At 57.7% G+C, this 24,865-nt stretch carries 21 protein-coding genes; 3 read left to right on the forward strand and 18 right to left on the reverse strand.

From position 1 onward, the window contains the following. Positions 1-3: 3 nt before the first annotated feature. The 3 genes from htpG to ACKZ62_RS19590 all read right to left on the reverse strand — a co-directional run bounded on the left by htpG (position 4) and on the right by ACKZ62_RS19590 (position 2,923). Positions 4-1,908: a molecular chaperone HtpG gene (gene htpG, locus ACKZ62_RS19580; RefSeq protein WP_447095693.1), complete on the reverse strand. Its 1,905-nt coding sequence runs from the start codon at positions 1,906-1,908 to the stop codon at positions 4-6. 89 nt (positions 1,909-1,997) lie between these two features. Further along, complete coding sequence (locus ACKZ62_RS19585) at positions 1,998-2,450, reverse strand: PaaI family thioesterase (protein WP_122680095.1); 453 nt, start codon at positions 2,448-2,450, stop codon at positions 1,998-2,000. Then, on the reverse strand, positions 2,447-2,923 hold the full coding sequence (locus ACKZ62_RS19590; protein WP_095184257.1) for a PaaI family thioesterase: 477 nt from the start codon (positions 2,921-2,923) through the stop codon (positions 2,447-2,449). The genes ACKZ62_RS19585 and ACKZ62_RS19590 overlap by 4 nt, the downstream gene beginning before the upstream one ends. Positions 2,924-3,081: 158 nt before the next feature. On the opposite strand from ACKZ62_RS19590, the gene ACKZ62_RS19595 reads away from it, so the two are divergent. Further along, on the forward strand, positions 3,082-3,333 hold the full coding sequence (locus ACKZ62_RS19595) for a hypothetical protein (RefSeq protein WP_010211724.1): 252 nt from the start codon (positions 3,082-3,084) through the stop codon (positions 3,331-3,333). A gap of 106 nt (positions 3,334-3,439) precedes the next feature. Here ACKZ62_RS19595 and ACKZ62_RS19600 read toward each other — a convergent pair whose 3' ends face one another. The 11 genes from ACKZ62_RS19600 to sdhC form a co-directional block, all read right to left on the reverse strand. After that, the gene (locus ACKZ62_RS19600; RefSeq protein WP_032889167.1) at positions 3,440-4,177 is read right to left on the reverse strand and encodes a DUF599 domain-containing protein; all 738 of its coding nucleotides are present in this window, start codon (positions 4,175-4,177) and stop codon (positions 3,440-3,442) included. A gap of 232 nt (positions 4,178-4,409) precedes the next feature. Further along, on the reverse strand, positions 4,410-5,723 hold the full coding sequence (brnQ, locus tag ACKZ62_RS19605; RefSeq protein WP_447095694.1) for a branched-chain amino acid transport system II carrier protein: 1,314 nt from the start codon (positions 5,721-5,723) through the stop codon (positions 4,410-4,412). A 359-nt stretch (positions 5,724-6,082) separates the two neighbouring features. Continuing rightward, positions 6,083-6,964 (reverse strand): succinate--CoA ligase subunit alpha, encoded by an 882-nt coding sequence (gene sucD / locus ACKZ62_RS19610; RefSeq protein ID WP_003210566.1) that lies wholly within the window; start codon positions 6,962-6,964, stop codon positions 6,083-6,085. Beyond that, on the reverse strand, positions 6,964-8,130 hold the full coding sequence (sucC, locus tag ACKZ62_RS19615; RefSeq protein WP_003210567.1) for an ADP-forming succinate--CoA ligase subunit beta: 1,167 nt from the start codon (positions 8,128-8,130) through the stop codon (positions 6,964-6,966). The genes sucD and sucC overlap by 1 nt, the downstream gene beginning before the upstream one ends. Positions 8,131-8,334: 204 nt before the next feature. Beyond that, the gene (gene lpdA / locus ACKZ62_RS19620; RefSeq protein WP_032889163.1) at positions 8,335-9,771 is read right to left on the reverse strand and encodes a dihydrolipoyl dehydrogenase; all 1,437 of its coding nucleotides are present in this window, start codon (positions 9,769-9,771) and stop codon (positions 8,335-8,337) included. A gap of 98 nt (positions 9,772-9,869) precedes the next feature. Next, positions 9,870-11,093: a 2-oxoglutarate dehydrogenase complex dihydrolipoyllysine-residue succinyltransferase gene (odhB, locus tag ACKZ62_RS19625; protein WP_447095695.1), complete on the reverse strand. Its 1,224-nt coding sequence runs from the start codon at positions 11,091-11,093 to the stop codon at positions 9,870-9,872. 44 nt (positions 11,094-11,137) lie between these two features. Continuing rightward, positions 11,138-13,969 carry a 2-oxoglutarate dehydrogenase E1 component gene (locus tag ACKZ62_RS19630; RefSeq protein ID WP_032889159.1) on the reverse strand — a complete coding sequence of 944 codons (2,832 nt, stop codon included), beginning with the start codon at positions 13,967-13,969 and terminating at the stop codon, positions 11,138-11,140. A 261-nt stretch (positions 13,970-14,230) separates the two neighbouring features. After that, positions 14,231-14,935, reverse strand: a complete 705-nt coding sequence (locus ACKZ62_RS19635) for a succinate dehydrogenase iron-sulfur subunit (RefSeq protein ID WP_003172807.1) — start codon at positions 14,933-14,935, stop codon at positions 14,231-14,233. Between the two features lie 11 nt (positions 14,936-14,946). Continuing rightward, on the reverse strand, positions 14,947-16,719 hold the full coding sequence (gene sdhA / locus ACKZ62_RS19640; protein ID WP_032889157.1) for a succinate dehydrogenase flavoprotein subunit: 1,773 nt from the start codon (positions 16,717-16,719) through the stop codon (positions 14,947-14,949). Between the two features lie 3 nt (positions 16,720-16,722). After that, complete coding sequence (gene sdhD / locus ACKZ62_RS19645; protein ID WP_032889156.1) at positions 16,723-17,091, reverse strand: succinate dehydrogenase, hydrophobic membrane anchor protein; 369 nt, start codon at positions 17,089-17,091, stop codon at positions 16,723-16,725. Continuing rightward, on the reverse strand, positions 17,085-17,459 hold the full coding sequence (gene sdhC, locus ACKZ62_RS19650; protein WP_016979564.1) for a succinate dehydrogenase, cytochrome b556 subunit: 375 nt from the start codon (positions 17,457-17,459) through the stop codon (positions 17,085-17,087). Before sdhC ends, sdhD begins: the two co-directional genes overlap by 7 nt. A 364-nt stretch (positions 17,460-17,823) precedes the next feature. On the opposite strand from sdhC, the gene gltA reads away from it, so the two are divergent. After that, positions 17,824-19,113, forward strand: coding sequence for a citrate synthase (gltA, locus tag ACKZ62_RS19655; protein ID WP_032889154.1), 1,290 nt, complete (start codon positions 17,824-17,826; stop codon positions 19,111-19,113). Between the two features lie 241 nt (positions 19,114-19,354). Here gltA and ACKZ62_RS19660 read toward each other — a convergent pair whose 3' ends face one another. The 3 genes from ACKZ62_RS19660 to ACKZ62_RS19670 all read right to left on the reverse strand — a co-directional run bounded on the left by ACKZ62_RS19660 (position 19,355) and on the right by ACKZ62_RS19670 (position 22,435). After that, positions 19,355-21,013, reverse strand: coding sequence for a cation acetate symporter (locus ACKZ62_RS19660; protein WP_095184254.1), 1,659 nt, complete (start codon positions 21,011-21,013; stop codon positions 19,355-19,357). Further along, complete coding sequence (locus ACKZ62_RS19665; protein WP_027607054.1) at positions 21,010-21,321, reverse strand: DUF485 domain-containing protein; 312 nt, start codon at positions 21,319-21,321, stop codon at positions 21,010-21,012. Before ACKZ62_RS19665 ends, ACKZ62_RS19660 begins: the two co-directional genes overlap by 4 nt. A 262-nt stretch (positions 21,322-21,583) precedes the next feature. Then, on the reverse strand, positions 21,584-22,435 hold the full coding sequence (locus ACKZ62_RS19670) for a glycine betaine ABC transporter substrate-binding protein (RefSeq protein WP_032889150.1): 852 nt from the start codon (positions 22,433-22,435) through the stop codon (positions 21,584-21,586). A 332-nt stretch (positions 22,436-22,767) separates the two neighbouring features. Here ACKZ62_RS19670 and ACKZ62_RS19675 point away from each other — a divergent pair, with 332 nt between their 5' ends. Continuing rightward, positions 22,768-24,321, forward strand: coding sequence for a glycoside hydrolase family 17 protein (locus ACKZ62_RS19675; RefSeq protein ID WP_122752715.1), 1,554 nt, complete (start codon positions 22,768-22,770; stop codon positions 24,319-24,321). Positions 24,322-24,402: 81 nt separating this feature from the next. Here ACKZ62_RS19675 and ACKZ62_RS19680 read toward each other — a convergent pair whose 3' ends face one another. Continuing rightward, positions 24,403-24,771, reverse strand: a complete 369-nt coding sequence (locus ACKZ62_RS19680) for a hypothetical protein (RefSeq protein WP_095184252.1) — start codon at positions 24,769-24,771, stop codon at positions 24,403-24,405. Between the last annotated feature and the right edge of the window lie 94 nt (positions 24,772-24,865).

Raw genomic sequence — 24,865 nt, forward strand, 5'->3', positions numbered from 1 at the left:
GGGTCAAACCGACAGTTCAACCAACAGCTTGTTCAGGCGGCGCACATACGCGGCCGGATCCTTGAGGCTGTCGCCAGCGGCCAGGGCCGCCTGATCGAAGAGGATGTGCGACAGGTCGCCAAACCGCTCTTCGCTCTGCTCGCCGTCGAGTTTCTCGATCAGCGGGTGAGCCGGGTTGAATTCGAAGATCGGCTTGGAATCCGGAACCTTCTGGCCGCTGGCTTCGAGAATCTGGCGCATCTGCATGCCCAGGTCCTGCTCGCCGATAGCCAGGATCGCCGGGGAGTCGGTCAGGCGGTGGGAAACCCGCACTTCGCTGACCGCATCGCCGAGGGCCGTCTTGATCCGCTCAACCAGGCCTTCTTTGGCCTTGGCGACTTCTTCGGCTTCCTTCTTCTCTTCTTCGGAGTCCAGGTTACCCAGGTCTAGGTCACCACGGGCAACGTCGACAAAGGTCTTTCCGTCGAATTCGCTGAGGTAGCTCATCAGCCACTCATCGATACGGTCGGTCAGCAGCAGCACTTCGATGCCTTTCTTACGGAAGACTTCCAGGTGCGGGCTGTTCTTGACCTGAGCGTAGGTTTCGCCGGTCAGGTAGTAGATCTTGTCCTGACCTTCCTTGGCGCGTGCCAGGTACTCGGCCAGGGACACCACCTGCTCGCCATCTTCGCCCTGAGTCGAGGCAAAACGCAGCAGGCCGGCGATTTTTTCCTTGTTGGCAAAATCTTCCGCCGGGCCTTCTTTCATGACCTGACCGAAGTTTTTCCAGAAGCCTTTGTATTGCTCAGGCTCGTTCTTCGCCAGTTTTTCCAGCATGTCGAGGACGCGCTTGGTCAACGCCGACTTCATGGAGTCGATGATCGGGTCTTTCTGCAGGATTTCCCGCGACACGTTCAGCGACAGGTCATTGGAGTCGACCACGCCTTTGATGAAGCGCAGGTACAGCGGCAGGAACGATTCCGCCTGGTCCATCACGAACACGCGCTGCACGTAGAGCTTCAGGCCTTTCGGCGCTTCACGCTGGTACAGGTCGAACGGAGCACGGGCCGGTACGTAGAGCAGCGAGCTGTATTCCAGCTTGCCTTCGACCTTATTGTGGCTCCAGCTCAGTGGGTTTTCGTAGTCGTGGGCGATGTGCTTGTAGAACTCCTGGTATTCCTCGTCCTTCACCTCAGTGCGAGGACGGGTCCACAGGGCGCTAGCGCGGTTGACCACTTCCCATTCCTGGGCAGGCGCTTCTTCGCCTTCGGCGGCAGCCTGCTCTTTCGGCAACTCGATTGGCAGAGCGATGTGGTCGGAGTATTTCTTGATGATATTGCGCAGGCGGTAGCCGTCAGCGAACTCATCTTCAGCGGATTTCAGGTGCAGCACGATGCGGGTGCCACGGTCGGCTTTATCGATGGTGGCGATTTCAAACTCGCCCTCACCTTTGGAGGACCAATGCACGCCTTGGCTGGCGTCAAGGTCGGCGCGGCGGCTGAACACTTCAACCTTGTCGGCAACGATGAAGGCCGAGTAGAAGCCCACACCGAATTGGCCGATCAGGTGCGAATCTTTCTTCTGGTCACCGGACAGGTTCTTCATGAAATCAGCGGTGCCGGATTTGGCGATGGTACCCAGGTGGGTGATCGCATCGTCACGGCTCATGCCGATACCGTTGTCTTCGAGGGTGACGGTCTTGGCGTCTTTATCGAAGCTCACACGGATTTTCAGTTCGGCGCCACCTTCCAGCAACTCAGGCTTGGACAGGGCTTCGAAACGTAATTTGTCGACAGCGTCAGAGGCGTTCGAGATCAATTCGCGAAGGAAAATTTCCTTGTTGGAATACAGCGAATGGATCATGAGGTGCAGCAGTTGCTTCACCTCGGTCTGGAAGCCCAGGGTTTCCTTTTGAGTTTCCACACTCATGGTCATCAAACTCCAATTGGATGGCAGTGGCCGTACCCTTGAGGGTTGGCGGCGGGTTGTCATCAAAGTTGGGGGCTAAGGCCAGGATTTCAAGGGCGAGTCGTTTCCTCAATTTTGAAATGCGCACGGGCGGTGGCAATAGGTTCTGCCGGGGTGCTCTGCCAGGCGGTAATTGCCACGTTCGCGACCCGTCGGCCCTGGCGCCAGACCTGGCATTTGGCATAAGTGTCGCGGAACTGGCCTGCACGCAGGTAATCCAGGGAGAAATCGATGATTTTCGGCAAGCCCGGCGCACCGGTAAATACCAGCAGGTGCAACGCCGCCGACAGCTCCATAAAGCCGGCAATCACCCCGCCGTGCAGCGCCGGCAATATGGGGTTACCAATGTTGTCTTTGTTGGCGGGCAGGCGAAACAGCAATTCATCGCCCAGGCGTGTGCATTCGATGCCGATCAGCTTGGCGTAAGGAATCAACGCCAGCAGCGCCTCATAGTTGCCGAGTTCGTGGGCCTGTTCCAGGCGCGTCTTGAATCGATGCGTCATGCCTGTTCTCCCTTGATCGTGCTGCTCAGTCCTTGGGCTCCCTTGAGCCGCTTGCCCATGCGCATGAACGTGCCAACCACATGGGCAATGGGCTGCTGCGGGTCATCCTGATAGGCAACGCCACGGGTAAAAATCACGTCAGTCGTCACCCGGTAACATTGGGCGAAGCCATAAACCGGCTTGTGGGGTTCGGCGGTGTGCATGTAGTCGACGCGCAGGTCGAGGGTCGGGCACACCTCGAACTCTGGTAATACACACAAGGTGGCCATGCCACAGGCGGTGTCCATCAGCGAAGTCAGCGCACCGCCATGGATCACCCCGGTGCGAGGGTCGCCGACGATGGAGGGGCCGTAGGGCAGGACCAAGGTCATACCTTCCAGGTTGGCGGCATGCACGGTAATCCCCAGCACCTGGCAATGGCGCAGGGCCGAAACAAAGCGCGTCGCACGCTCTAACAGTAGGTTTTCGGTCATTCGGTCTAGACTCTTATTAGCGTTAATCCGCGGAGTAGGCAGTGCGGTTGAAAGTTCCTTGGGGTGCGCTGTTTATATATCTGCGCAATAAAAGGAACTAATGCTGAACCCTCAGGCTCGAAAGGCCAGTAGATATCTTCAATAAGGAGAAACACCCAATGCGCAAGACTTTAGCTATTTCCATGATGCTCGCCGCTGCCCTCGGTCTCGCTGCCTGCGACAAAAAATCCGAAGACAAAGCCCAAGACGCTGCCGCGCACTCTGAGCAAGCTCAGAAAGATATGGCGAAGGCTCAGGATAAAGTGAACGACGCTGCGAAAGAAAACGCCGATGCTGCCAAAGCTCAGGCTGAATCGAACGAAGCCGCCGCAAAAGAAGCAGCACCTGCTACTCCAGCCACCGGTTCTTGAGACCGCGGTTTGAAATAGCTTCGCTGCGATAAAGAAAGCCCGCTCAAATAGCGGGCTTTTCTTTGCCTGTGTTTTTTAATTTGAAGCGTTAACTCGCTGATGTGGACTAAGCCGACTCTTTGATCGCCTCGGGCACTGGCGTATCAGTCTGCGTATACACCATCACTTGCAGCACGTCGGAATGAAACTCTCGACGGTAAAGCACGACTACCACTCCCGCGCTCATCAACATGAATAACCATGGGCTGACAAACCACGCCAACATGGTCATGCCGAAGTAATAAGCGCGCAGACCAAAGTTAAACTGGTTGGCGGCCATGGAGATTACCCTTGCCGCCCGCAAGGCAAACGCCTTGCGCTCTTGCTCGGACACATGCCGCTCACCGATCATCGGCGCAGACCCCACCAACACCGCCGCAAAGTTGTACTGGCGCATACACCAGCTGAACGTGAAGAAGGCGTAGACGAACACCAATGCCAGGCACAACAACTTAATTTCCGACATGCCCTGGGACGCCTGCTGCACCATAGGAATGTCCGCTAGCAAGGACACGGCCCGCTCAGAGGCGCCAAGCACGGTGAGAATACCAGCGAGGATAATCAGGGTACTGGAGGCAAAGAACGAAGCATTGCGCTCCAGGTTGCCGATCACGCTGGCGTCGGCAATGCGGTTGTCGCGCAGCAGCATGCGACGCATCCAGTCCTCACGATACAAATGCAGCACACTGGCCAGGCACGCAGTGTCCCGAGCTTTCCAGGTCGCATAACGGGTGTAGCCGCCCCAACACAGAACGAACCAGAGGGCGGCAAGCAGGTGGATTTGATTGGTTTCGACGAACGACATGCGGGTCCTATATCAAGAAAGTTTTTGCAAACGTGGTCAACATTGGGGGAGAGGCTTTGATCCCGAATGCTTTATGACAGTCACTGCATCTGTTGAATAGCACAGTGCCGTCTGAGGCAAGCCCCCTCCTACATCGACCGCGCTCCAACTTTAGAAGGTCGTAGTCTACCAAGCATAAAAAATGCCCCGTATTGATTGATACGGGGCATTTCTGTGCAGCCTTGAAGCGGTGTTACGCGATCGCTTCGCTACGCTTGCCAAGCATACGATCGACCACCACAGCCACGACCAAGGTCATTACCGACGGCACCAACCACGCAAGGCCCTGCTCGCTCAGCGGCAGATGCGCCAGTTGCGACGGCAGCCAGTCGGCAAAGCCCGCGCCCTTCAGCGCATCAATGCAGCCAAATATGAACGACACCAGCATCACCGGGCCAACGATCCGGCCCTGTTCCTGCCAGAAGTCTTTGCAGAAGCTCAGGGCCACCAGCACGATGCACGGCGGGTAGATCGCGGTAAGCACCGGGATCGAAAAGGCAATCAGCTTAGTCAGGCCCAGGTTGGACACGAACAACGAGAACAGCGCCAGGATCACTACCAGGGTCTTGTAGGACAGCGGCAGGATTTTGCTGAAGTACTCGGCGCAAGCGCAGGTCAGGCCAACCGCGGTAACCAGGCACGCCAAGGAAATCAACACCGCCAGGAAACCACTGCCCAAGGAGCCGAAGGTGTGTTGCACGTACGCGTGCAGTACGGCTGCGCCATTAGCCGCACCAGCGGCCACTTCATGACTTCCCGCACCCAGGCGGAACAGGCTGACGTACACCAGCGCAAGACCCACGCCTGCAATCAGGCCAGCGATGATCGCGTAGCGGGTGATCAGCTTGGGCGAGTCGACACCACGGGAGCGGATAGCGTTGACGATCACAATGCCGAATACCAGAGCACCAAGGGTGTCCATGGTCAGATAACCATTGATAAAACCTTGGGAGAACGGTGCAGCGACGTATTCCGGGGTGGCGACACCCACCTCACCGGCCGGCAAGGCAAACGCAGCGATGCCGAGGATGGCTAAAGCGATGATCTTCAACGGCGCAAGGAAACGACCGACAGTGTCCAGCAGGCGCCCTGGGTACAGGGACACAAAGAACACCACCAGGAAGTAAACGGAGCTATAGAGGAACAGCGCCAACGGGCTTTCACCGGTGAGCGGCGCCAAGCCGACTTCAAAAGACACCGTCGCGGTACGCGGGGTAGCGAACAGCGGCCCCACCGCCAGATACGCAGCCGCCGCAAGCATGCCACCGGCGATCTTGCCGATCGGGCTGCTCAACGCATCCATACCACCGCCGACCTTGGCGAGGGCAATCACGGTGACCACTGGCAAACCCACTGCGGTGATCAGGAAGCCCAACGCCGCCATCCAGACGTGAGGTCCGGACTGCAAGCCAACGATAGGCGGGAAGATGATGTTACCGGCGCCCACGAACAGGGCAAAGGTCATGAAGCCCAGCGCCAGGATATCCTGGCTTTTCAACACTTTCATTTCGGGAAATACCACACTACTGAATCGGAATTTAGAGAGGGATTCCCTGTGGATGAGGGAAATACTGCCGGCCCTGATGGGGCCGACCGGTCTAGCGCGCGGCTTCCTTTTGGGAGGCCAGCGCATAAAGAGGCGGGTAGGTTACAGAATCAGGCTGACAAACGCACTGTTGCGGGGCGAACTGTCCGATAAGCGACATCTTGATGTCGCGTTTTCATACTTATGTTGGCAATACAAACAAATGTGTGAGGGCTAGTTGAATCGTCGCACTGACCCTTACATAGGATCGAGTACATCCAAACGCACAAAGGCCACCCGAAGGTGGCCTTTGCTGGTAAAGCGTCAGCTAAGCGCGAAGCTTACTTGACAGCCCAACCGGTCAGCTCGGACAAAGCCTTGCCGATGTCTGCCAGCGAACGCACGGTTTTAACGCCTGCGTCTTCCAGGGCAGCAAACTTCTCGTCTGCAGTGCCTTTGCCGCCAGAGATGATTGCGCCAGCATGGCCCATGCGCTTGCCCGCAGGGGCAGTCACACCAGCGATGTAGGAAACAACCGGCTTGGTCACGTGTGCCTTGATGTAGGCAGCCGCTTCTTCTTCAGCCGAACCGCCGATCTCACCGATCATCACGATCGCTTCGGTCTTCGGGTCTTCCTGGAACAGCTTCAGGATGTCGATGAAGTTCGAACCTGGGATCGGGTCACCGCCGATGCCGACGCAAGTCGACTGACCGAAACCGGCGTCAGTAGTTTGCTTGACAGCTTCGTAGGTCAGGGTGCCGGAACGGGAAACGATACCGACTTTACCTGGCAAGTGAATGTGACCTGGCATGATGCCGATCTTGCATTCGCCTGGGGTGATCACGCCTGGGCAGTTAGGGCCGATCAGGACAACGCCCAGTTCGTCGCACTTAACTTTAGCGTCCAGCATGTCCAGGGTAGGAATGCCTTCGGTGATGCAGACGATCAGCTTGATGCCGCCGAATGCTGCTTCCAGGATGGAGTCCTTGCAGAAAGGAGCTGGAACGTAGATCACGCTGGCGGTGGCGCCAGTGGCAGCTACAGCATCTTTCACGGTGTTGAACACTGGCAGACCCAGGTGCTCAGTGCCGCCTTTACCAGGAGTTACGCCGCCAACCATCTTGGTGCCGTATTCGATGGCTTGCTGGGTGTGGAAACTACCTTGCGAACCGGTAATACCCTGGCAGATAACTTTGGTGTCTTTATTGATCAGGACGCTCATTATTTGCCCTCCGCAGCTTTAACAACTTGTTGAGCAGCGTCGGTCAGGCTGGTAGCCGCGATGATGTTCAAACCGCTTTCTGCCAGTACTTTAGCGCCCAGTTCAGCGTTGTTACCTTCAAGGCGAACAACAACCGGGATTTTAACGCCAACTTCTTTCACTGCACCGATGATGCCTTCGGCAATCATGTCGCAACGAACGATGCCGCCGAAGATGTTGACCAGCACTGCTGCGACGTTGGAGTCGGACAGGATGATCTTGAAGGCTTCGGTAACGCGTTCTTTGGTAGCACCGCCGCCTACGTCGAGGAAGTTGGCTGGTTTGCCGCCATGCAGGTTGACGATGTCCATGGTACCCATGGCCAGGCCAGCACCGTTGACCATGCAACCGATGTTACCTTCCAGGGCTACGTAGTTCAGTTCGAACTTGGCAGCGTGCGCTTCGCGCGGATCGTCTTGCGACGGATCGTGGAAAGTCTTCAGCTTAGGCTGACGGTACATGGCGTTGGCGTCGATGTTGATCTTGGCATCGAGGCAGTGCAGATCGCCATCAGCCTTGATCACCAGCGGGTTCACTTCCAGCAGAGCCAGATCGTGATCCTGGAACAGTTTGGCCAGACCTACGAAGATCTTGGCGAACTGGGCAACTTGCTTGCCTTCCAGACCCAACTGGAAAGCCAGCTCACGACCCTGGAACGGCTGAGCGCCAACCAGTGGATCGATAGTGGCTTTCAGAATTTTTTCTGGGGTTTCTTCGGCGATCTTCTCAATGTCCACGCCACCTTCGGTGGAAGCCATGAACACGATGCGACGGCTCGAACGGTCAACGACAGCGCCCAGGTACAGCTCTTTAGCGATATCAGTGCACGATTCAACCAGGATCTTGGTGACTGGCTGGCCATTGGCATCAGTCTGGTAAGTCACCAGACGCTTGCCCAGCCATTGCTGTGCGAAGGCCTTGGCGTCTTCTTTGCTGCGAACCAGCTTAACGCCGCCCGCTTTACCGCGACCACCAGCGTGGACCTGGGCTTTGACAACCCACTCGGTACCGCCGATTTTGTCGCAGGCTTCTGCTGCTGCTTCCGGGGTGTCTACTGCGTAGCCCTTGGATACTGGCAGGCCGTATTCAGCGAACAGCTGCTTACCCTGATACTCGTGAAGATTCATGCTTTTTACCGTCTTCGTTAGGTACTGCGCATTCGGCGCTGCGCTCATTATGAGTGCCGCGCCACCTGTGACTGCTGCTTGCGCAACTTGCGGGGCTCAAGGCCCGTAAAGCTGCGCAAGACTGCGTCCAGCGGATATTCCGCGGTGAGTCTTGCGCGCAAGGCTCACGACGGGCAACTCCGCCGTGGTTTCTTATTATCTCGCTTAGCGCTTCTTGCGGTTGGCGATGTGGATGGCGCCGCCATTCACAGCCAACGCTGCTTCGTGCAACGCTTCGGACAGGGTCGGATGGGAGAAAACCATCATGCCCAGGTCCTCGGCACTGGTGCCGAATTCCATACCGATTGCGCCTTGCTGAACCAGTTCTGCAGCGCTCGGGCCAATCACGTGGACGCCCAATACGCGGTCAGTCTTGGCATCAGCGATGACTTTGACAAAACCACCGGTGTCGTTGGCTGCCATGGCACGGCCAGAAGCAGCAAACGGGAAGGTGCCGACGTTAACTTCAACGCCTTCAGCTTTCAACTGCTGTTCGTTTTTGCCGACCCATGCAATTTCCGGGTGGGTGTAGATAACCGATGGGATCAGGTCGTAGTTCATCTGGGTTTTGTGGCCCTTGATGCGCTCGACAACCATGATGCCTTCTTCGGAAGCTTTGTGCGCGAGCATCATGCCGCGAACCACATCGCCAATGGCGTAGACGCCAGGAACGGTGGTAGCGCAGTGATCGTCAACGTGGATGAAGCCACGCTCATCGATGTTCACGCCACTGTCGGAAGCCAGCAGGTCGGTGGTCACTGGACGGCGACCTACGGCTACGATCAGCTTGTCGAAAGTGATGGTCTGCTCGCCGTCTTTGTCGGTGTAGGTCACAACGACTTCTTCGCCGTTGACCTTCGAACCGGTAACACGTGCGCCCAGCTTGATATCCAGACCTTGTTTGGTCAGGGTTTTCAGCGCTTCTTTGGACACGGCGGTGTCGGCAGCCAACAGGAACGTGTCCAGGGCTTCCAGTACAGTCACTTCAGAACCCAGGCGGGACCAGACCGAACCCAGTTCCAGGCCGATCACGCCAGCGCCGATCACGCCCAGACGCTTTGGAACTGCTTGGAATTCCAGGGCACCGGTCGAATCAACGATTACGTTCTGGTCAACTGGAGCTGGTGGAATGTCGATAGGACGCGAACCCGGAGCCAGAATCACGTTCTCGGCTTCGATGACTTCAACCGAGCCGTCTGGCTTGGTGATTTCAACTTTCTTGCCGGCCAACAGTTTGCCGTGGCCTTGCAGGGAAGTGACGCCGTTAGCCTTGAACAGGGTTGCAACGCCGGAAGTCAGGCCTTTAACAATGTTGGCTTTACGGCCGACCATTGCTGGCACGTCCATGGTCACGCCAGCATGGTTGATGCCGTGGATCGCGAAGCCGTCTTGGGCTTCGTGGAATTTCCAAGAGCTGTCCAGCAGCGCCTTGGAAGGAATGCAACCAACGTTCAGGCAAGTACCGCCCAGTGCCAGTTTGCCTTCCTTGTCGGTGTATTTTTCGATGCAAGCAGTCGAGAGGCCCAGTTGTGCGGCCTTGATGGCGGCAACATAGCCTCCAGGACCTGCACCAATCACTACAACGTCAAATTTCTGCGACATGAAAATAGTTCCTCTATTTAGCAGCAAGCTTTCAAGCCACACGCTCCAGGTCAAGCCGCCCTATTTGGCGGCTTGCCCGGAGCCTGCAGCTGCTTCTATCAGATATCCAGCAGCAGACGAGCCGGGTCTTCCAGCAGGTTCTTGATGGTCACCAGGAAGGTCACGGCTTCTTTACCATCGATCAGGCGGTGATCGTAAGACAGTGCCAGGTACATCATTGGGCGGATCACGACTTGGCCGTTGATCGCCATCGGACGCTGGATGATGTTGTGCATGCCCAGGATCGCGGCTTGTGGCGGGTTGACGATCGGGGTCGACATCATCGAACCGAAGGTACCACCGTTGGTGATGGTGAAGGTACCACCGGTCATCTCGTCGATGGTCAGCTTGCCGTCACGGGCTTTCTTGCCGAAGCCGGCGATGCCGCCTTCGATTTCGGCCAGGCTCATCAGCTCGGCGTTACGCAGGACCGGAACCACCAGGCCACGGTCGCTGGACACGGCAACGCCGACGTCTGCATAGCCGTGGTAAACGATATCGCCGCCGTCGATGGAAGCGTTGACTGCCGGGAAGCGTTTCAGCGCTTCGGTGGCCGCTTTCACGAAGAACGACATGAAGCCCAGGCGCACGCCGTTGTGGGACTTCTCGAACAGATCCTTGTACTTCGAACGCAGGGCCATGACTTCGGTCATGTCGACTTCGTTGAAAGTAGTCAGCATCGCCATGTTCGACTGTGCTTCAACCAGGCGCTTGGCCACGGTGGCACGAACGCGGGTCATCGGCACACGCTTCTCGGTGCGATCGCCAGCAGCGAACACAGGAGCAGCGGCAGCCGGGGCAGCAGCCTTGGCAGGCGCAGCAGCAGGAGCGTTTTTCTTGGCTTCAACAGCAGCAACCACATCTTCCTTGGTCACACGGCCGTCTTTACCGGTGCCTTTGATGGAAGCCAGGTTGATACCGTTTTCTTCAGCCAGCTGACGCGCAGCCGGTGCAGCGATTGGATCTTCACCACCCGCAGCCGGAGCGGCAGCAGGTGCCGAGGCAGCGACCGGTGCAGCAGCGGCAGCAGGAGCAGCGGCAGCGCTGCCTTCTTCGATCGAGCCCAGTACCTGGTTCGACAGAACGGTAGCGCCCTCTTCGGCAACGATTGCGCCCAGTACGCCGTCAGCTTCGGCCAACACTTCCAGAACGACTTTGTCGGTCTCGATGTCGACGATCAGGTCGTCACGCTTTACAGCGTCGCCTGGTTTCTTGTGCCAAGTGGCAACGGTGCCATCGGCAACCGATTCCGGGAATGACGGGGCTTTGATTTCGATAGCCATTATCTGTGGGTCCTTAAAATTCGGTTTCAGTCAGCGCGAAGGCGTTAAACAGTGAAAGCATCTTGCAGCAGTTTTTCCTGCTGCTCGGCGTGCATCGACGCATAACCACAAGCAGGTGCAGCAGAAGCATCACGACCGGCGTACTCCAGGCCCAAGGCCTTGTTGTGGTTGCCGATACTGCGACGCAGGTGATGCTGGCTGCTGTACCAAGCGCCCTGGTTCATCGGTTCTTCCTGACACCACACAACATTAGTGAGGTTGGTGTAAGGCGCGATGATCTCCATGAGGTCATCTTCCGGGAACGGGTAAAGCTGTTCGATACGTACGATGGCGATGTCTTCGCGGCCCTCGGCACGACGTTTTTCCAGCAGGTCGTAGTAGACCTTGCCGCTGCACAGGATCAGGCGAGTGACCTTGGCCGCGTCCAGCGTATCGATCTCTGGAATCACGGTCTGGAACGAACCATCTGCCAGATCTTCCAGGGTAGAGATGGCCAATTTGTGACGCAGCAGCGATTTCGGGGTCAGCACTACCAGCGGCTTGCGCAGCGGACGGATCACCTGACGACGCAGCAAGTGGTAGATCTGCGCCGGAGTAGTCGGCACGCACACCTGGATGTTGTGCTCGGCGCACAGCTGCAGGTAACGCTCCAGACGGGCCGAGGAGTGCTCCGGACCCTGACCTTCATAACCGTGTGGCAGCAGCATGGTCAGACCGCACAGACGGCCCCACTTGTGCTCGCCGCTGGTGATGAACTGGTCGATAACCACCTGAGCACCGTTGGCGAAGTCGCCGAACTGGGCTTCCCAGATCACCAGCGCCTGCGGCGTGGTGGTCGAGTAACCGTATTCGAACGCCAGTACGGCTTCTTCGGACAGGAACGAATCGTACAGGTCGAAACGCGGCTGGCCTTCGTACAGGTTCTGCAACGGGATGTAGGTGCCCGCGTCTTTCTGGTTGTGCAATACCGCGTGACGGTGCGAGAACGTACCACGGCCGATATCCTGGCCGGTCATGCGGATCGGGTGACCTTCAAACGCCAGGGTCGCGTACGCCATGGTTTCGGCATAGCCCCAGTTGATCGGCAGGCCGCCGGCTTGCATCTTCTGACGGTCTTCGTAGATCTTCGCAACCTGGCGCTGCACCACGAAGCCATCCGGGATTTCCAGCAGCTTGGCGGATAGTTCCTGCAGGGTCTTCAGATCGAACGAGGTGTCGTGACGCGCCGTCCAGGTGTGACCCAGGTACGGACGCCAGTCAACGAACAGCTCTTTGTTCGGCTCTTTGACCAGGCTCTTTACTACGTGCAGACCATTGTCCAGCGCGTTGCGGTATTCATCGATCTTGGCCTGAACACGCGCATCATCAACAATACCGGCCTTCGTCAGGCTTTCGGCATACAGCTCACGTGTGGTGCGCTGCTTGGTGATCTGCTGGTACATCAACGGCTGGGTGCCGCTTGGTTCGTCAGCTTCGTTGTGACCGCGACGGCGGTAGCAAACCAGGTCGATCACCACGTCACGCTTGAACTGCATGCGATAGTCGACGGCCAGTTGGGTCACGAACAGCACAGCTTCCGGATCATCACCATTCACATGGAGGATCGGCGCCTGAATCATCTTGGCAACGTCGGTGGCGTACTCGGTGGAGCGCGCATCCAGTGGGTTGCTGATGGTGAAGCCAACCTGGTTGTTGATGACGATGTGAACGGTACCGCCGGTCTTGAAGCCGCGAGTCTGCGACATCTGGAACGTTTCCAGTACCACGCCTTGACCGGCGAATGCCGCGTCACCGTGGATGGAAATCGGCAGAACCTTTTCACCGGTGGTGTCGTTACGACGATCCTGACGAGCACGGACCGAACCCTCGACCACTGGAGAAACGATTTCCAGGTGGGATGGGTTGAAGGCCATGGCCAGGTGAACTTCGCCGCCTGTGGTCATGACGTTGGACGAGAAGCCCTGGTGATATTTAACGTCACCGGAACCCAGCTCGACCTTCTTCTTGCCTTCGAACTCGTCGAACAGTTCACGTGGGTTCTTGCCGAAGGTGTTAACCAACACGTTCAGGCGACCACGGTGAGCCATGCCGATCACGATTTCCTTGGTACCGTAGGAACCGGAACGCTGGATCAGCTCGTCGAGCATCGGGATCAGGCTTTCGCCGCCTTCCAGGCCAAAACGCTTGGTGCCTGGGTATTTGGTGCCCAGGTATTTTTCCAAACCTTCAGCTGCGGTCACGCGCTCAAGCAGGTGGCTGCGAACGTCGGCGGACAGCACCGGACGGCCACGCACACCTTCCAGGCGATGCTGGAACCAGTGACGTTGCTCGGAATCAGTGATGTGCGTGAACTCAGCGCCGATGGTGCGGCAATATGTCTGCTGCAACGCTTCGTGAATTTCGCGTAGGCTCGCTTCCTCTTTGCCGATGAACAGGTCGCCGGCACGGAAGGTCGTATCAAGATCGGCATTGGTCAAGCCGTAATGATTGATCGACAGGTCAGCAGGTGCAGGACGCTGCCAGAGCCCCAGCGGGTCAAGCTGGGCCGCCTGGTGGCCACGCATCCGGTAGGCCTGGATCAGTCGCAGTACTTCAACTTGCTTCTTCTCATGCTCACTGCTCACGCTACCGGCGGAAACCGGTTGGGCGCGGCGCTGGTTCTTTGCCAGCAGCACAAACTGATCGCGAATCGTTGCGTGCGATACATCGGTGGCAGCGTTGCCGTCTGAAGACAACGTCTGAAATTTGGTGCGCCATTCTTCTGGCACAGCGTTAGGGTCGTGCAGGTAGAGCTCATAAAGCTCTTCCACATAGGCAGCGTTACCACCTGAAAGATAGCCGCTGTTCCACATGCGCTGCATCACGCTTTCTTGCATGCTTGGTCACCCTCGATTTGGGGACACCACCGGCGGAAACACCGAGTTTGCTTGCAAAAGGCCAAGTGCAGCGACCAAAACAAGCCACTTAGGATCACGCTGATAGTTCGGGTACCAACCCGAATGCCCCTGCTTGTCTCATTTCTTCAAAATAAGAGCCGCGGCTTTGTAAGTCGCTGCTCAAGTTAAAACTACGGCGCCGGTTGAAGCCTGCGCCGCAGCATTTACGGGCACAACGGTCCTGCTTTGTTACAACGTCAGTTACACGCCGCTTTGGAGCAGCATGTTACGGATGTGACCAATGGCCTTAGTCGGGTTCAGGCCTTTGGGACATACGTTGACGCAGTTCATGATCCCGCGGCAGCGGAATACGCTGAACGGGTCATCCAGCGAAGCCAGACGCTCGGATGTCTTGGTGTCACGGCTGTCTGCCAGGAAGCGATACGCTTGCAGCAGGGCAGCTGGACCCAGGAACTTGTCCGGGTTCCACCAGAAGGACGGGCACGAGGTCGAGCAGCAAGCGCACAGGATGCACTCGTACAGACCGTCGAGCTTTTCACGCTCTTCAGGGGACTGCAGACGCTCGATGGCCGGAGCCGGCGTGTCGTTCTGCAGGAACGGCTTAACTTTCTCGTATTGCTTGTAGAAGATGCTCATATCGACGACCAGGTCACGGATAACCGGCAAACCTGGTAGAGGACGAACGATCAGCTTGTTGCCTTTAACAACGGCGGACAGCGGCGTGATGCACGCCAGGCCGTTTTTGCCGTTGATGTTCATGCCGTCGGAACCGCAAACACCTTCACGGCAAGAGCGACGATAGGAGAAACCCTCGTCCTGCTCTTTGATCAGTGCCAATACATCCAGCACCATCAGGTCTTTACCACCGGTATCGACCTGGAACTCCTGCATGAACGGCGCAGCGTCCTGATCAGGGTTGTAGCGGTAAACACTGACTTTCAACATGGCAGCCACCCTTAGTAAGTCCGAATCTTCGGTTCAAACGTCGGAACCGTCTTCGGCGAGAAGTTCACGGCACGCTTGGTTACGCGCTTGTCACCCGGGAAGTACAGGGTGTGGCACAACCAGTTTTCGTCATCGCGGTCTTCAAAGTCTTCACGAGCGTGAGCACCACGGGATTCTTTACGAACCTCGGCGGCGATCGCAGTCGCTTCAGCCACTTCCAGCAGGTTTTGCAGTTCAAGGGCTTCGATACGAGCGGTGTTGAACGCCTGGCTCTTATCGTTGATCTTGACGTTGGCGATGCGCTTGCGCAGATCGGCCAGCTGGGCAATACCCTTCTGCATGTATTCGCCGGTACGGAATACGCCGAAGTAGTTCTGCATGCAGCTTTGCAGCTCACGACGCAGAGTTGCCACGTCTTCGCCATCAGTGCGCTCGTTCAGAGCGTTCAGGCGGGCCAAGGCAGCCTCGATGTTAGCGTCGGTAGCGTCATCGTATTCGATGCCGTCGGTCAGCGCTTTTTCCAGGTGCAGGCCGGCCGCGCGACCGAATACCACCAGGTCGAGCAGCGAGTTGCCGCCAAGACGGTTGGCACCGTGTACCGATACGCAAGCCACTTCGCCTACTGCGAACAGACCGTGGATGATCTCGTCAACGCCGTCGGCGTTCTGGGTGATCGCCTGGCCATGAATGTTGGTCGGAACACCGCCCATCATGTAGTGGCAGGTTGGAACAACCGGAACCGGAGCAACCACTGGGTCAACGTGGGCAAAGGTCTTGGACAGTTCACAGATACCCGGCAGGCGGCTGTGCAGTACTTCTTCACCCAGGTGATCGAGCTTCAGCAGAACGTGGTCGCCATTCGGGCCACAGCCGTTACCGGCGATGATCTCTTTAACCATGGAGCGAGCTACAACGTCACGACCCGCGAGGTCTTTCGCGTTCGGAGCATAACGCTCCATGAAACGCTCGCCGTGTTTGTTGATCAGGTAACCACCTTCACCACGGCAACCTTCAGTCACCAGTACACCGGCGCCGGCGATGCCGGTCGGGTGGAACTGCCACATTTCGATGTCTTGCACGGGCACGCCAGCACGCAATGCCATGCCAACGCCGTCACCGGTGTTGATCAGGGCATTAGTGGTCGACGCGTAGATACGGCCTGCACCGCCAGTTGCCAGAACAGTAGCCTTGGCACGGATGTAGGTGGTTTCACCGGTCTCGATGCAGATGGCGATAACACCAACAAATGCACCGTCGGCGTTCTTCACCAGGTCAACCGCGTAGTACTCGTTCAGGAACGTGGTGCCAGCTTTCAGGTTGCCCTGATAAAGGGTGTGCAGCAGCGCATGACCGGTACGGTCGGACGCAGCGCAGGTACGGGCAGCTTGGCCACCTTTACCGTAATCCTTCGACTGACCGCCGAATGGACGTTGGTAGATACGACCTTGCTCGGTACGGGAAAACGGCAGGCCCATGTGGTCCAGCTCGAACACCGCAGCCGGACCTTCCTGACACATGTATTCGATAGCGTCCTGGTCACCGATGTAGTCGGAACCCTTGACGGTATCGTACATGTGCCAGCGCCAGTCATCGTTTGGATCGGCGGAGGCGATGGCGCAGGTGATGCCACCCTGGGCCGATACGGTGTGGGAGCGGGTCGGGAACACCTTGGTGATCACGGCAGTCTTGTGACCACCCTGGGCCAGCTGCAGCGCTGCGCGCATGCCAGCACCGCCGCCACCAATAATGATGGCGTCGAAGGAAATAGTTGGAATGTTAGCCATGAATCAGATACCCCAAAGAATCTGCACACCCCAGACGAAGTAAGCGAACATCGCAATGCCGCATACTGCCTGGAAGAGGAAACGGACTGCGGTTGCGGACTTGCCCAGCGCCATAGGCGTCAAGTAGTCAGTCGCAATGGTCCACATGCCAACCCAGGCGTGAGCGCCCAGGGCTACAAGGGCCAGCAGGCTGAAGATTCGCATCGCATTGTGGGAAAACAGGCCGTGCCATTGCTCATAGCCGATGCCCGGATTTGCGACGAGGTATCCGATCAGGAAAATGAAATAAGCCGCGAGAACGACCGCAGACACACGCTGTGCCATCCAGTCATAGAGGCCTGAACGCGAAAGGTTCGTAACGCTGGTTACCATATCCAAACTCCTGCCAGAACGATCAGCACCACGGAAATGGCGATGATGATTTTCGAGCCCAGGCGGCCGCCTTCCAGCGTCTCACCGATACCCGCATCCATGATCAAGTGGCGCACACCGGCTACCAGGTGATAAAGCAGAGCGGACAGGAGGCCCCATGCTACGAACTTGGCCAGCGGGCTGGTCAAGCATGCCTTCACCTCGGCGTAACCTTCCTCGGAACCCAGGGATTTGCTCAATGCATAAAGCATGATGCCCAAGCCCAGGAACAGGATGATGCCGGAAACACGGTGCAGGAACGACGTAACGCCGGTGATGGGGAGTTTGATGGTCCTTAGGTCTAGGTTTACAGGTCGTTGGCTATTCACGGCTTTTTTTCACACTGAAGAGCCCCTAACAATCAGGGCAAAGTTGTTGGGGAGTGCACTGGTCAGGTAAGCACCACCCAGGGAGTGCGACCCCCAATGAAAGCAAGCCCAAAAGCCCTTGGCGGTCGGTGGCCGAGTATAGACAGTTAGGTTACTAATGACAACGCGCGCTCCTCACCCTAATAGCGGATTGCGCTGGCGAGATAAAAGGCGTAAATGGCAGTCAATTTCGAGGAAAAAGTACGGTTAAAGCCTTCTGGAGCAAGACTTTAGGCAAATTGACATCTGAATTTATCTCACTATAGTGGTGCGGGCCCTGCGTGGGGGGTCTGTCTGATGATTTGAAGCATAAATAGGAGGCCACATGGCTGACAAAAAAGCGCAGTTGATCATCGAGGGCGCAGCCCCCGTCGAGCTGCCCATTTTAACCGGCACCGTTGGTCCCGATGTTATCGACGTACGGGGCCTGACGGCCACGGGCCGTTTCACTTTCGACCCAGGCTTCATGTCGACCGCCTCTTGCGAGTCGAAGATCACCTATATCGACGGCGACAATGGCATTCTGCTGCATCGGGGCTACCCGATCGAGCAACTGGCTGAAAAGTCGGACTACCTGGAAACCTGCTACCTGCTGCTAAATGGCGAACTGCCAACAGCCGAGCAAAAAGCCCAGTTCGTCAGCACTGTAAAGAACCACACCATGGTTCACGAGCAGTTGAAGACCTTCTTCAACGGCTTCCGTCGCGACGCCCATCCGATGGCCGTCATGTGCGGTGTGGTTGGCGCCCTGTCAGCCTTCTATCACGACTCCCTCGACATCAATAACCCGCAGCATCGCGAAATCTCCGCGATCCGCCTGGTTGCCAAGATGCCGACTCTGGCCGCAATGGTTTACAAGTACTCCATGGGTCAACCCATGATGTACCCGCGCAACGACCTGACGTACGCGGAAAACTTCCTGCACATGATGTTCAACACCCCGTGCGAGATCAAACCGATCAGCCCGGTACTCGCCAAGGCCATGGACCGGATCTTCATCCTCCACGCCGACCACGAGCAAAACGCCTCGACGTCCACCGTACGCCTGGCAGGCTCTTCGGGTGCCAACCCGTTCGCCTGTATCGCCGCCGGTATCGCCGCACTGTGGGGCCCTGCCCACGGCGGTGCGAACGAAGCCGTATTGACCATGCTCGATGAAATCGGCGATGTGTCCAACATCGACAAGTTCATCGCCAAGGCCAAAGACAAGAACGATCCGTTCAAGTTGATGGGCTTCGGTCACCGGGTCTACAAGAACCGCGACCCGCGCGCGACCGTGATGAAGCAGACCTGCGACGAAGTATTGAAGGAACTGGGCATCAAGAACGATCCGCAACTCGAACTGGCCATGCGCCTGGAAGAGATCGCCCTGACCGACCCATACTTCATCGAACGCTCGCTGTACCCGAACGTCGACTTCTACTCGGGGATCATCCTCAAGGCGATCGGCATTCCAACCAGCATGTTCACCGTAATCTTCGCCCTGGCCCGCACCGTGGGCTGGATCTCCCACTGGAAAGAAATGCTCTCCAGCCCGTACAAGATTGGCCGTCCGCGCCAGCTGTACACCGGCTACGAGTCGCGTGACATCTCCAAGCTGGAAGATCGCAAGTAAGCACCTTTTAGCAGCACCGAAAACGGCCTCCCTCAGTGGAGGCCGTTTTTATTTGTGTCGACTGATCTACCACCATCAGGGGCAAGCCACCTCCCACATTGAAGTGCATTCCAAATGATGCACTCGGTTAACTGCAGGAGGAGGCTTGCCCCCGATGGCATTGGCACAAGCACCTCATAACCTCCAGACAAAAAAATGCCCCGGCCTTTCGACCGGGGCATTTCCTTATCCAGCTTCAACCTTAGTGGTTAACCGCCCCACTCGCCCCCAGGCCAGTCTGCGAACGCACAAACTGCGGGAAGTACAGCGCACGCTCTTTCTCTGCCGCCGCCGACTTGTCGGTGATGGAGAAGAACCAGATACCCACAAACGCGATGATCATCGAGAACAGCGCTGGGTATTCGTACGGGAAGATGGCTTTTTCATGATGCAGGATCGAGACCCAGATGGTCGGACCCAGCACCATCAGGCCAACGGCGCTGATCAAGCCCAACCAGCCACCGATCATGGCGCCACGGGTGGTGAGGTTTTTCCAGTACATGGAAAGCAGCAACACCGGGAAGTTACAGCTGGCCGCAATCGAGAACGCCAGGCCGACCATGAACGCAATGTTCTGGCTTTCGAACAGGATGCCCAGGCCGATCGCCAACACTGCGAGGGCGATGGTGGTGATCTTCGACACGCGAATCTCATCCTTTTCGTTGGCCTTGCCTTTCTTGATCACGCTGGCGTACAGGTCATGGGACACCGCCGAAGCACCGGCCAGGGTCAAGCCGGCCACTACCGCGAGGATGGTGGCGAAGGCCACGGCCGAGATAAAGCCCAGGAAGATACTGCCGCCCACCGCGTTAGCCAGGTGCACCGCCGCCATGTTGTTACCGCCCAACAGAGCGCCTGCAGCATCCTTGAACGCCGGGTTGGTGCTGACCAGCAGGATCGCGCCGAAGCCGATGATAAAGGTCAGGATATAGAAGTAGCCGATGAAGCCAGTGGCATACAGCACGCTCTTACGCGCTTCCTTGGCGTCGCTTACGGTGAAGAAGCGCATCAGGATGTGCGGCAGGCCGGCGGTACCGAACATCAGTGCCAAGCCAAGGGAGAACGCGGAGATCGGGTCCTTCACCAGGCCGCCGGGGCTCATGATCGCTTCACCTTTAGGGTGAACCTTGATTGCCTCGGAGAACAGCATGTTGAAGTCGAAGTTGACGTGCTTCATCACCATCAGCGCCATGAACGAGGCACCGGACAGCAGCAGCACTGCCTTGATGATCTGTACCCAAGTCGTCGCCAACATGCCGCCAAACAGCACGTACATGCACATCAGGATACCGACCAGGATCACCGCGACGTGGTAGTCCAGACCGAACAGCAGTTGGATCAGCTTGCCCGCACCCACCATCTGAGCGATCAGGTAAAACGCCACCACCACCAGGGAGCCACAGGCCGACAGGCTGCGGATCTGGGTTTGGCCGAGGCGGTAGGACGCTACGTCAGCAAAGGTGTACTTGCCCAGGTTACGCAGGCGCTCGGCGATCAGGAACAGAATGATCGGCCAGCCCACCAGGAAGCCGATCGAGTAGATCAGGCCATCGTAGCCAGAGGTGAACACCAGCGCGGAAATACCCAGGAAGGACGCGGCCGACATATAGTCGCCGGCAATCGCCAGGCCATTCTGGAAACCGGTGATCTTGCCGCCGGCCGCGTAATAGTCGGCCGCCGAGTTGTTGCGCTTGGACGCCCAGTAGGTGATGCACAACGTCGCGCCGACAAAGGCCACGAACATCAGGATCGCTGCGATATTCAGCGGTTGTTTGTGCACTTCACCAGTCAATGCATCCGCCGCCCACACAGCGGGCGCGAAGACCGAAGCGCCGAATACAGCCAATAGACGACGGATCATTGCGCAGCCTCCTTGAGAATCGCATTGTTCAGGTCGTCGAATTCGCCGTTGGCGCGTCGTACGTAGATGCCGGTGAGGACAAAGGCCGAGACAATCAGCCCGACCCCAATAGGGATACCCCACGTAATAGATGAACCAGGGCTCAGTTTGGCCCCTAGCACTTGCGGCCCGTAGGCGATCAACAGGATGAATCCGGAGTAAAGCCCTAGCATGATCGCCGAGAGAATCCAGGCGAACCTTTCCCTTTTTCTCACCAGCTCCTTGAAACGAGGGCTGTTTTGAATCGAGAGGTAAATGCTGTCGTTCATTGTTTTTATCCTCGCAGCACAGCTTTTTTATTATTGGAACATAGCCACTGTATGCGGCTGCGGAACAGGTTCCAGACGACCTTAGTATTAGAGGAAGTGTAGCGAGGGATTGGGAGGGCAAAGAAACATTTGCGGATGACGAAAATAATGTGGGAGAGGGCTCGCTCCCGATCGCGGTGAGCCAGTCAGATCATTGACGACTGACACACCGCAATCGGGAGCAAGCCCCCTCCCACTGGGGTTGTATCAAGGCATTGGGGGGTTATTTACCGGTCCACTCGGCTACACGCTCAGGGTGCTTGGCGACCCAGTCCTTGGCCGCTGCATCAGGCTTGGCACCTTCTTGGATAGCCAACATGACTTCGCCGATTTCGTCCTTGGAGGCCCACTGGAATTTCTTCAGGAAGGCCGCGACTTCCGGCGCTTTCTTCTCCAGGCCCTTGCTGCCGATGCTGTTGACGGTTTCAGCAGCACCATAAATCCCTTTTGGATCTTCCAGGAAACGCAGTTTCCACTTGGCGAACATCCAGTGTGGCACCCAACCGGTGACCGCAATGGATTCCTGTTTGTCTTCGGCACGGGTCAGTTCGGCGATCATTGCTGCGCCCGAGCTGGCCTGCAGTTTGTAGTCCAGGCCGTAGGCCTTGATCGCTTCGTCGGTCTTGAGCATCACGCCTGAACCGGCGTCGATACCAACGATTTTGTTCTTGAAGGTGGTGTCGGTCTTGAGGTCTTCGATGGACTTGGCCTTGACGTACTCCGGCACGATCAGCCCGATTTTCGCATCCTTGAAGTTGGGGCCGTAATCGACCACCTTGTCCTTGTTCTTGGTCCAGTATTCACCGTGAGTCACGGGCAGCCAGGCGGAAAGCATGGCATCGAGTTTGCCGGTCGCCACGCCCTGCCACATGATGCCGGTGGCAACCGCCTGCAGTTTCACGTCATAACCGAGCTTTTGTTTGATCACTTCTGCCGCCACGTGGGTGGTGGCAACGCTGTCCGACCAACCATCAACGTAGCCGATGCTCAGGGTTTTGCTGTCGGCGCTGGCCAGTGTGGAGCTCATCGCAACTACCAGAGTGGCAGCTGCGCCCAAGAGTCGTCGCATCTTCATCGTACTTCCCCGAAAGTGCTGCGCTCGACGGATGCCGAGCGACGTCAACCTGTTGTTATGTAGTGCACCGCGCCCCGTTCACGCGCATCGATCCGGTGGCTGCGACATCAGTTGAGTACTGACACCCTGATCATCAACCCGCAGAAGCCGTCGACCTGCTCTGTCAGCGACCTTATGCAAGCAAGAAACGACATCACATCGCCAGCAGGACGTTTCCTGGAACATGGCGTCAATATTCCGCCCGAACTTTGCATGTCAAAATTATGCAGCCCCACTGGGAGAGGGCAAATCCGGGTAAGATGCGCGCCTTTGCTCCCCCAGATAAGCCGACCATGCCCGCGAACGCCCGCTTCCCTGCCCTGCCCTATTTCTTCGCCCTGATCCTCGGCCTGCTGGCCCTGGTCGGCTATTGGTATGGCCTCGGCCGTCCGGTGGTGTTGCCGGATGTCGCCAGTGCCAGCCATAAACTGCAATGCGCGTCCTACACGCCGTTCGACAAAGACCAATCCCCGTTCGACCAGCCGTTCAAACTACGCCCCGAGCGGATGGACGCCGACCTGGCCCTACTGGCCACCCGATTCGAATGCATCCGCACTTACTCCATGACCGGCCTGGAAGCCCTGCCAGGCATGGCGCGCAAACATGGCCTCAAGGTGATGGCCGGCGCTTGGGTCAGCAGTGATCCGGTGGCCACCGAAAAAGAAATCGACGAGTTGATCGCAGCGGCAAACGCCAACCCGGATGTGGTGACCTCGGTGATCGTCGGCAACGAAGCGCTGTTGCGCAAGGAAGTCACCGCCGCGCAGTTGGTGAAACTGATCCAGACAGTCAAAAGCCAGATCAAACAACCGGTCACTTACGCCGATGTCTGGGAGTTCTGGCTGCAACACCCGGAAATCGCCCCGGCGGTGGATTTCCTGACCATTCACCTACTGCCCTATTGGGAAGATGATCCTTCGAGCATCGACCAGGCCCTCAAGCACGTGGGCGATGTGCGCCAGACCTTCGGCAACAAGTTCGCGCCCAAGGACGTGCTGATCGGCGAAACCGGCTGGCCCAGCGAGGGTCGCCAGCGTGAAACAGCCGTGCCGAGCCGAGTCAATGAAGCCAAGTTCATGCGTGGTTTTGTGGCGATGGCCGAAGCCAATGGCTGGCGCTACAACCTGATCGAAGCGTTTGACCAGCCGTGGAAACGTGCCAGCGAAGGTGCGGTAGGCGGCTACTGGGGCTTGTTCGATGCTGATCGCCAGGAAAAGGGCATCCTCGCCGGGCCGGTGACTAACGTGCCGTACTGGCCGCTGTGGTTGGGGGTGGGTGGTGTCATCCTGCTGGGGACGTTGGTGCTCGGTGGTCGCGTTCGCAGCAGTCGCGCCGCCATGGCCCTGCCGCTGCTCGGCGCAGTGGCGGCCTGCTCTATCGGAACCTGGGCCGAACTGACCCGCGTGACTGCGCGATTTAATGATGAGTGGGTGTGGGCGGCGTTGTTGATGACGCTCAACTTGCTGGTATTGGCTCATGCAGCACTGGCATTGAGCACTCGGGAAGGTTGGCGCGAGCGGGCCTTCAATTGGCTGGAACAGCGTGCGGGCTGGCTGGTGGCAATCGCCGGCTTTGCCGGTGCGGTGATGATGCTGGCACTGGTGTTTGACCCACGCTACCGCAGTTTCCCGAGTGCGGCGCTGCTGCTGCCGGCGTTGGTGTATCTGGTTCGCCCGGTGACCGGGCCACGCCGGGAGATTGCACTCTTGACCTTTATTATCGGTGCCGGGATTGCGCCGCAACTATACCGTGAAGGCTTGCTGAACCAGCAGGCGTGGGGTTGGGCGGTGGTCAGTGGGTTGATGGTTGTGGCTTTGTGGCGGTGCTTGCGGATGCGTAAGGCTTAAGACCGCTATCGGGGGCAAGCCCCCTCCCACATGAGAACGCATTCCAAGGGAGGGAGAGGGATTGCCCCCCGATTGGCCTTATCAGGCGCCCCGCGGCTGTCTGACCAACCGCAACCCCGCAATCACCACCGCAAACACCGCAAACGTGGTGTTGTACAACGCCAGGGCCGGGAACCCGAACACCAGCCCCAGCACTGCCAATCCCCAGCCCACGCGACCCGGCACGAAAAACGCCAGCACCGAAGTCACCAGTGCGGCCCAGCCCAGCACCTTAAAGTGAATCATCAAGCCCAGGTTCGAACGCACCTGGCATTCCCAGCGGCTGGCCTCGTCGGCACAGATGCCGACCCACTGGCCATCTTCCATAAAGCCGTAACGTGCGCCATAACTGGCAGCCAGCCATAACGGCAGGGCAATAAGCAGCAGAATCAAGGGCAAGCGGCGGGACATGGAGCACTCCGATAGGCAAAAACGGCGCTCAGCTTAATGCGCCAGCGGTCGTTAGCAAGGTGCATACACACAATTAGTGTTCACTAATGCATGG

This window comes from Pseudomonas sivasensis, assembly GCF_052938085.1.

Excerpts from the sequence above, each read along its gene's own strand:
- htpG (WP_447095693.1), bottom strand. The coding sequence starts at position 1,908 with ATGAGTGTGGAAACTCAAAAGGAAACCCTGGGCTTCCAGACCGAGGTG.
- ACKZ62_RS19585 (WP_122680095.1), bottom strand. The coding sequence starts at position 2,450 with ATGACGCATCGATTCAAGACGCGCCTGGAACAGGCCCACGAACTCGGC.
- ACKZ62_RS19590 (WP_095184257.1), bottom strand. The coding sequence starts at position 2,923 with ATGACCGAAAACCTACTGTTAGAGCGTGCGACGCGCTTTGTTTCGGCC.
- ACKZ62_RS19595 (WP_010211724.1), top strand. The coding sequence starts at position 3,082 with ATGCGCAAGACTTTAGCTATTTCCATGATGCTCGCCGCTGCCCTCGGT.
- ACKZ62_RS19600 (WP_032889167.1), bottom strand. The coding sequence starts at position 4,177 with ATGTCGTTCGTCGAAACCAATCAAATCCACCTGCTTGCCGCCCTCTGG.
- brnQ (WP_447095694.1), bottom strand. The coding sequence starts at position 5,723 with ATGAAAGTGTTGAAAAGCCAGGATATCCTGGCGCTGGGCTTCATGACC.
- sucD (WP_003210566.1), bottom strand. The coding sequence starts at position 6,964 with ATGAGCGTCCTGATCAATAAAGACACCAAAGTTATCTGCCAGGGTATT.
- sucC (WP_003210567.1), bottom strand. The coding sequence starts at position 8,130 with ATGAATCTTCACGAGTATCAGGGTAAGCAGCTGTTCGCTGAATACGGC.
- lpdA (WP_032889163.1), bottom strand. The coding sequence starts at position 9,771 with ATGTCGCAGAAATTTGACGTTGTAGTGATTGGTGCAGGTCCTGGAGGC.
- odhB (WP_447095695.1), bottom strand. The coding sequence starts at position 11,093 with ATGGCTATCGAAATCAAAGCCCCGTCATTCCCGGAATCGGTTGCCGAT.
- ACKZ62_RS19630 (WP_032889159.1), bottom strand. The coding sequence starts at position 13,969 with ATGCAAGAAAGCGTGATGCAGCGCATGTGGAACAGCGGCTATCTTTCA.
- ACKZ62_RS19635 (WP_003172807.1), bottom strand. The coding sequence starts at position 14,935 with ATGTTGAAAGTCAGTGTTTACCGCTACAACCCTGATCAGGACGCTGCG.
- sdhA (WP_032889157.1), bottom strand. The coding sequence starts at position 16,719 with ATGGCTAACATTCCAACTATTTCCTTCGACGCCATCATTATTGGTGGC.
- sdhD (WP_032889156.1), bottom strand. The coding sequence starts at position 17,091 with ATGGTAACCAGCGTTACGAACCTTTCGCGTTCAGGCCTCTATGACTGG.
- gltA (WP_032889154.1), top strand. The coding sequence starts at position 17,824 with ATGGCTGACAAAAAAGCGCAGTTGATCATCGAGGGCGCAGCCCCCGTC.
- ACKZ62_RS19660 (WP_095184254.1), bottom strand. The coding sequence starts at position 21,013 with ATGATCCGTCGTCTATTGGCTGTATTCGGCGCTTCGGTCTTCGCGCCC.
- ACKZ62_RS19665 (WP_027607054.1), bottom strand. The coding sequence starts at position 21,321 with ATGAACGACAGCATTTACCTCTCGATTCAAAACAGCCCTCGTTTCAAG.
- ACKZ62_RS19670 (WP_032889150.1), bottom strand. The coding sequence starts at position 22,435 with ATGAAGATGCGACGACTCTTGGGCGCAGCTGCCACTCTGGTAGTTGCG.
- ACKZ62_RS19675 (WP_122752715.1), top strand. The coding sequence starts at position 22,768 with ATGCCCGCGAACGCCCGCTTCCCTGCCCTGCCCTATTTCTTCGCCCTG.
- ACKZ62_RS19680 (WP_095184252.1), bottom strand. The coding sequence starts at position 24,771 with ATGTCCCGCCGCTTGCCCTTGATTCTGCTGCTTATTGCCCTGCCGTTA.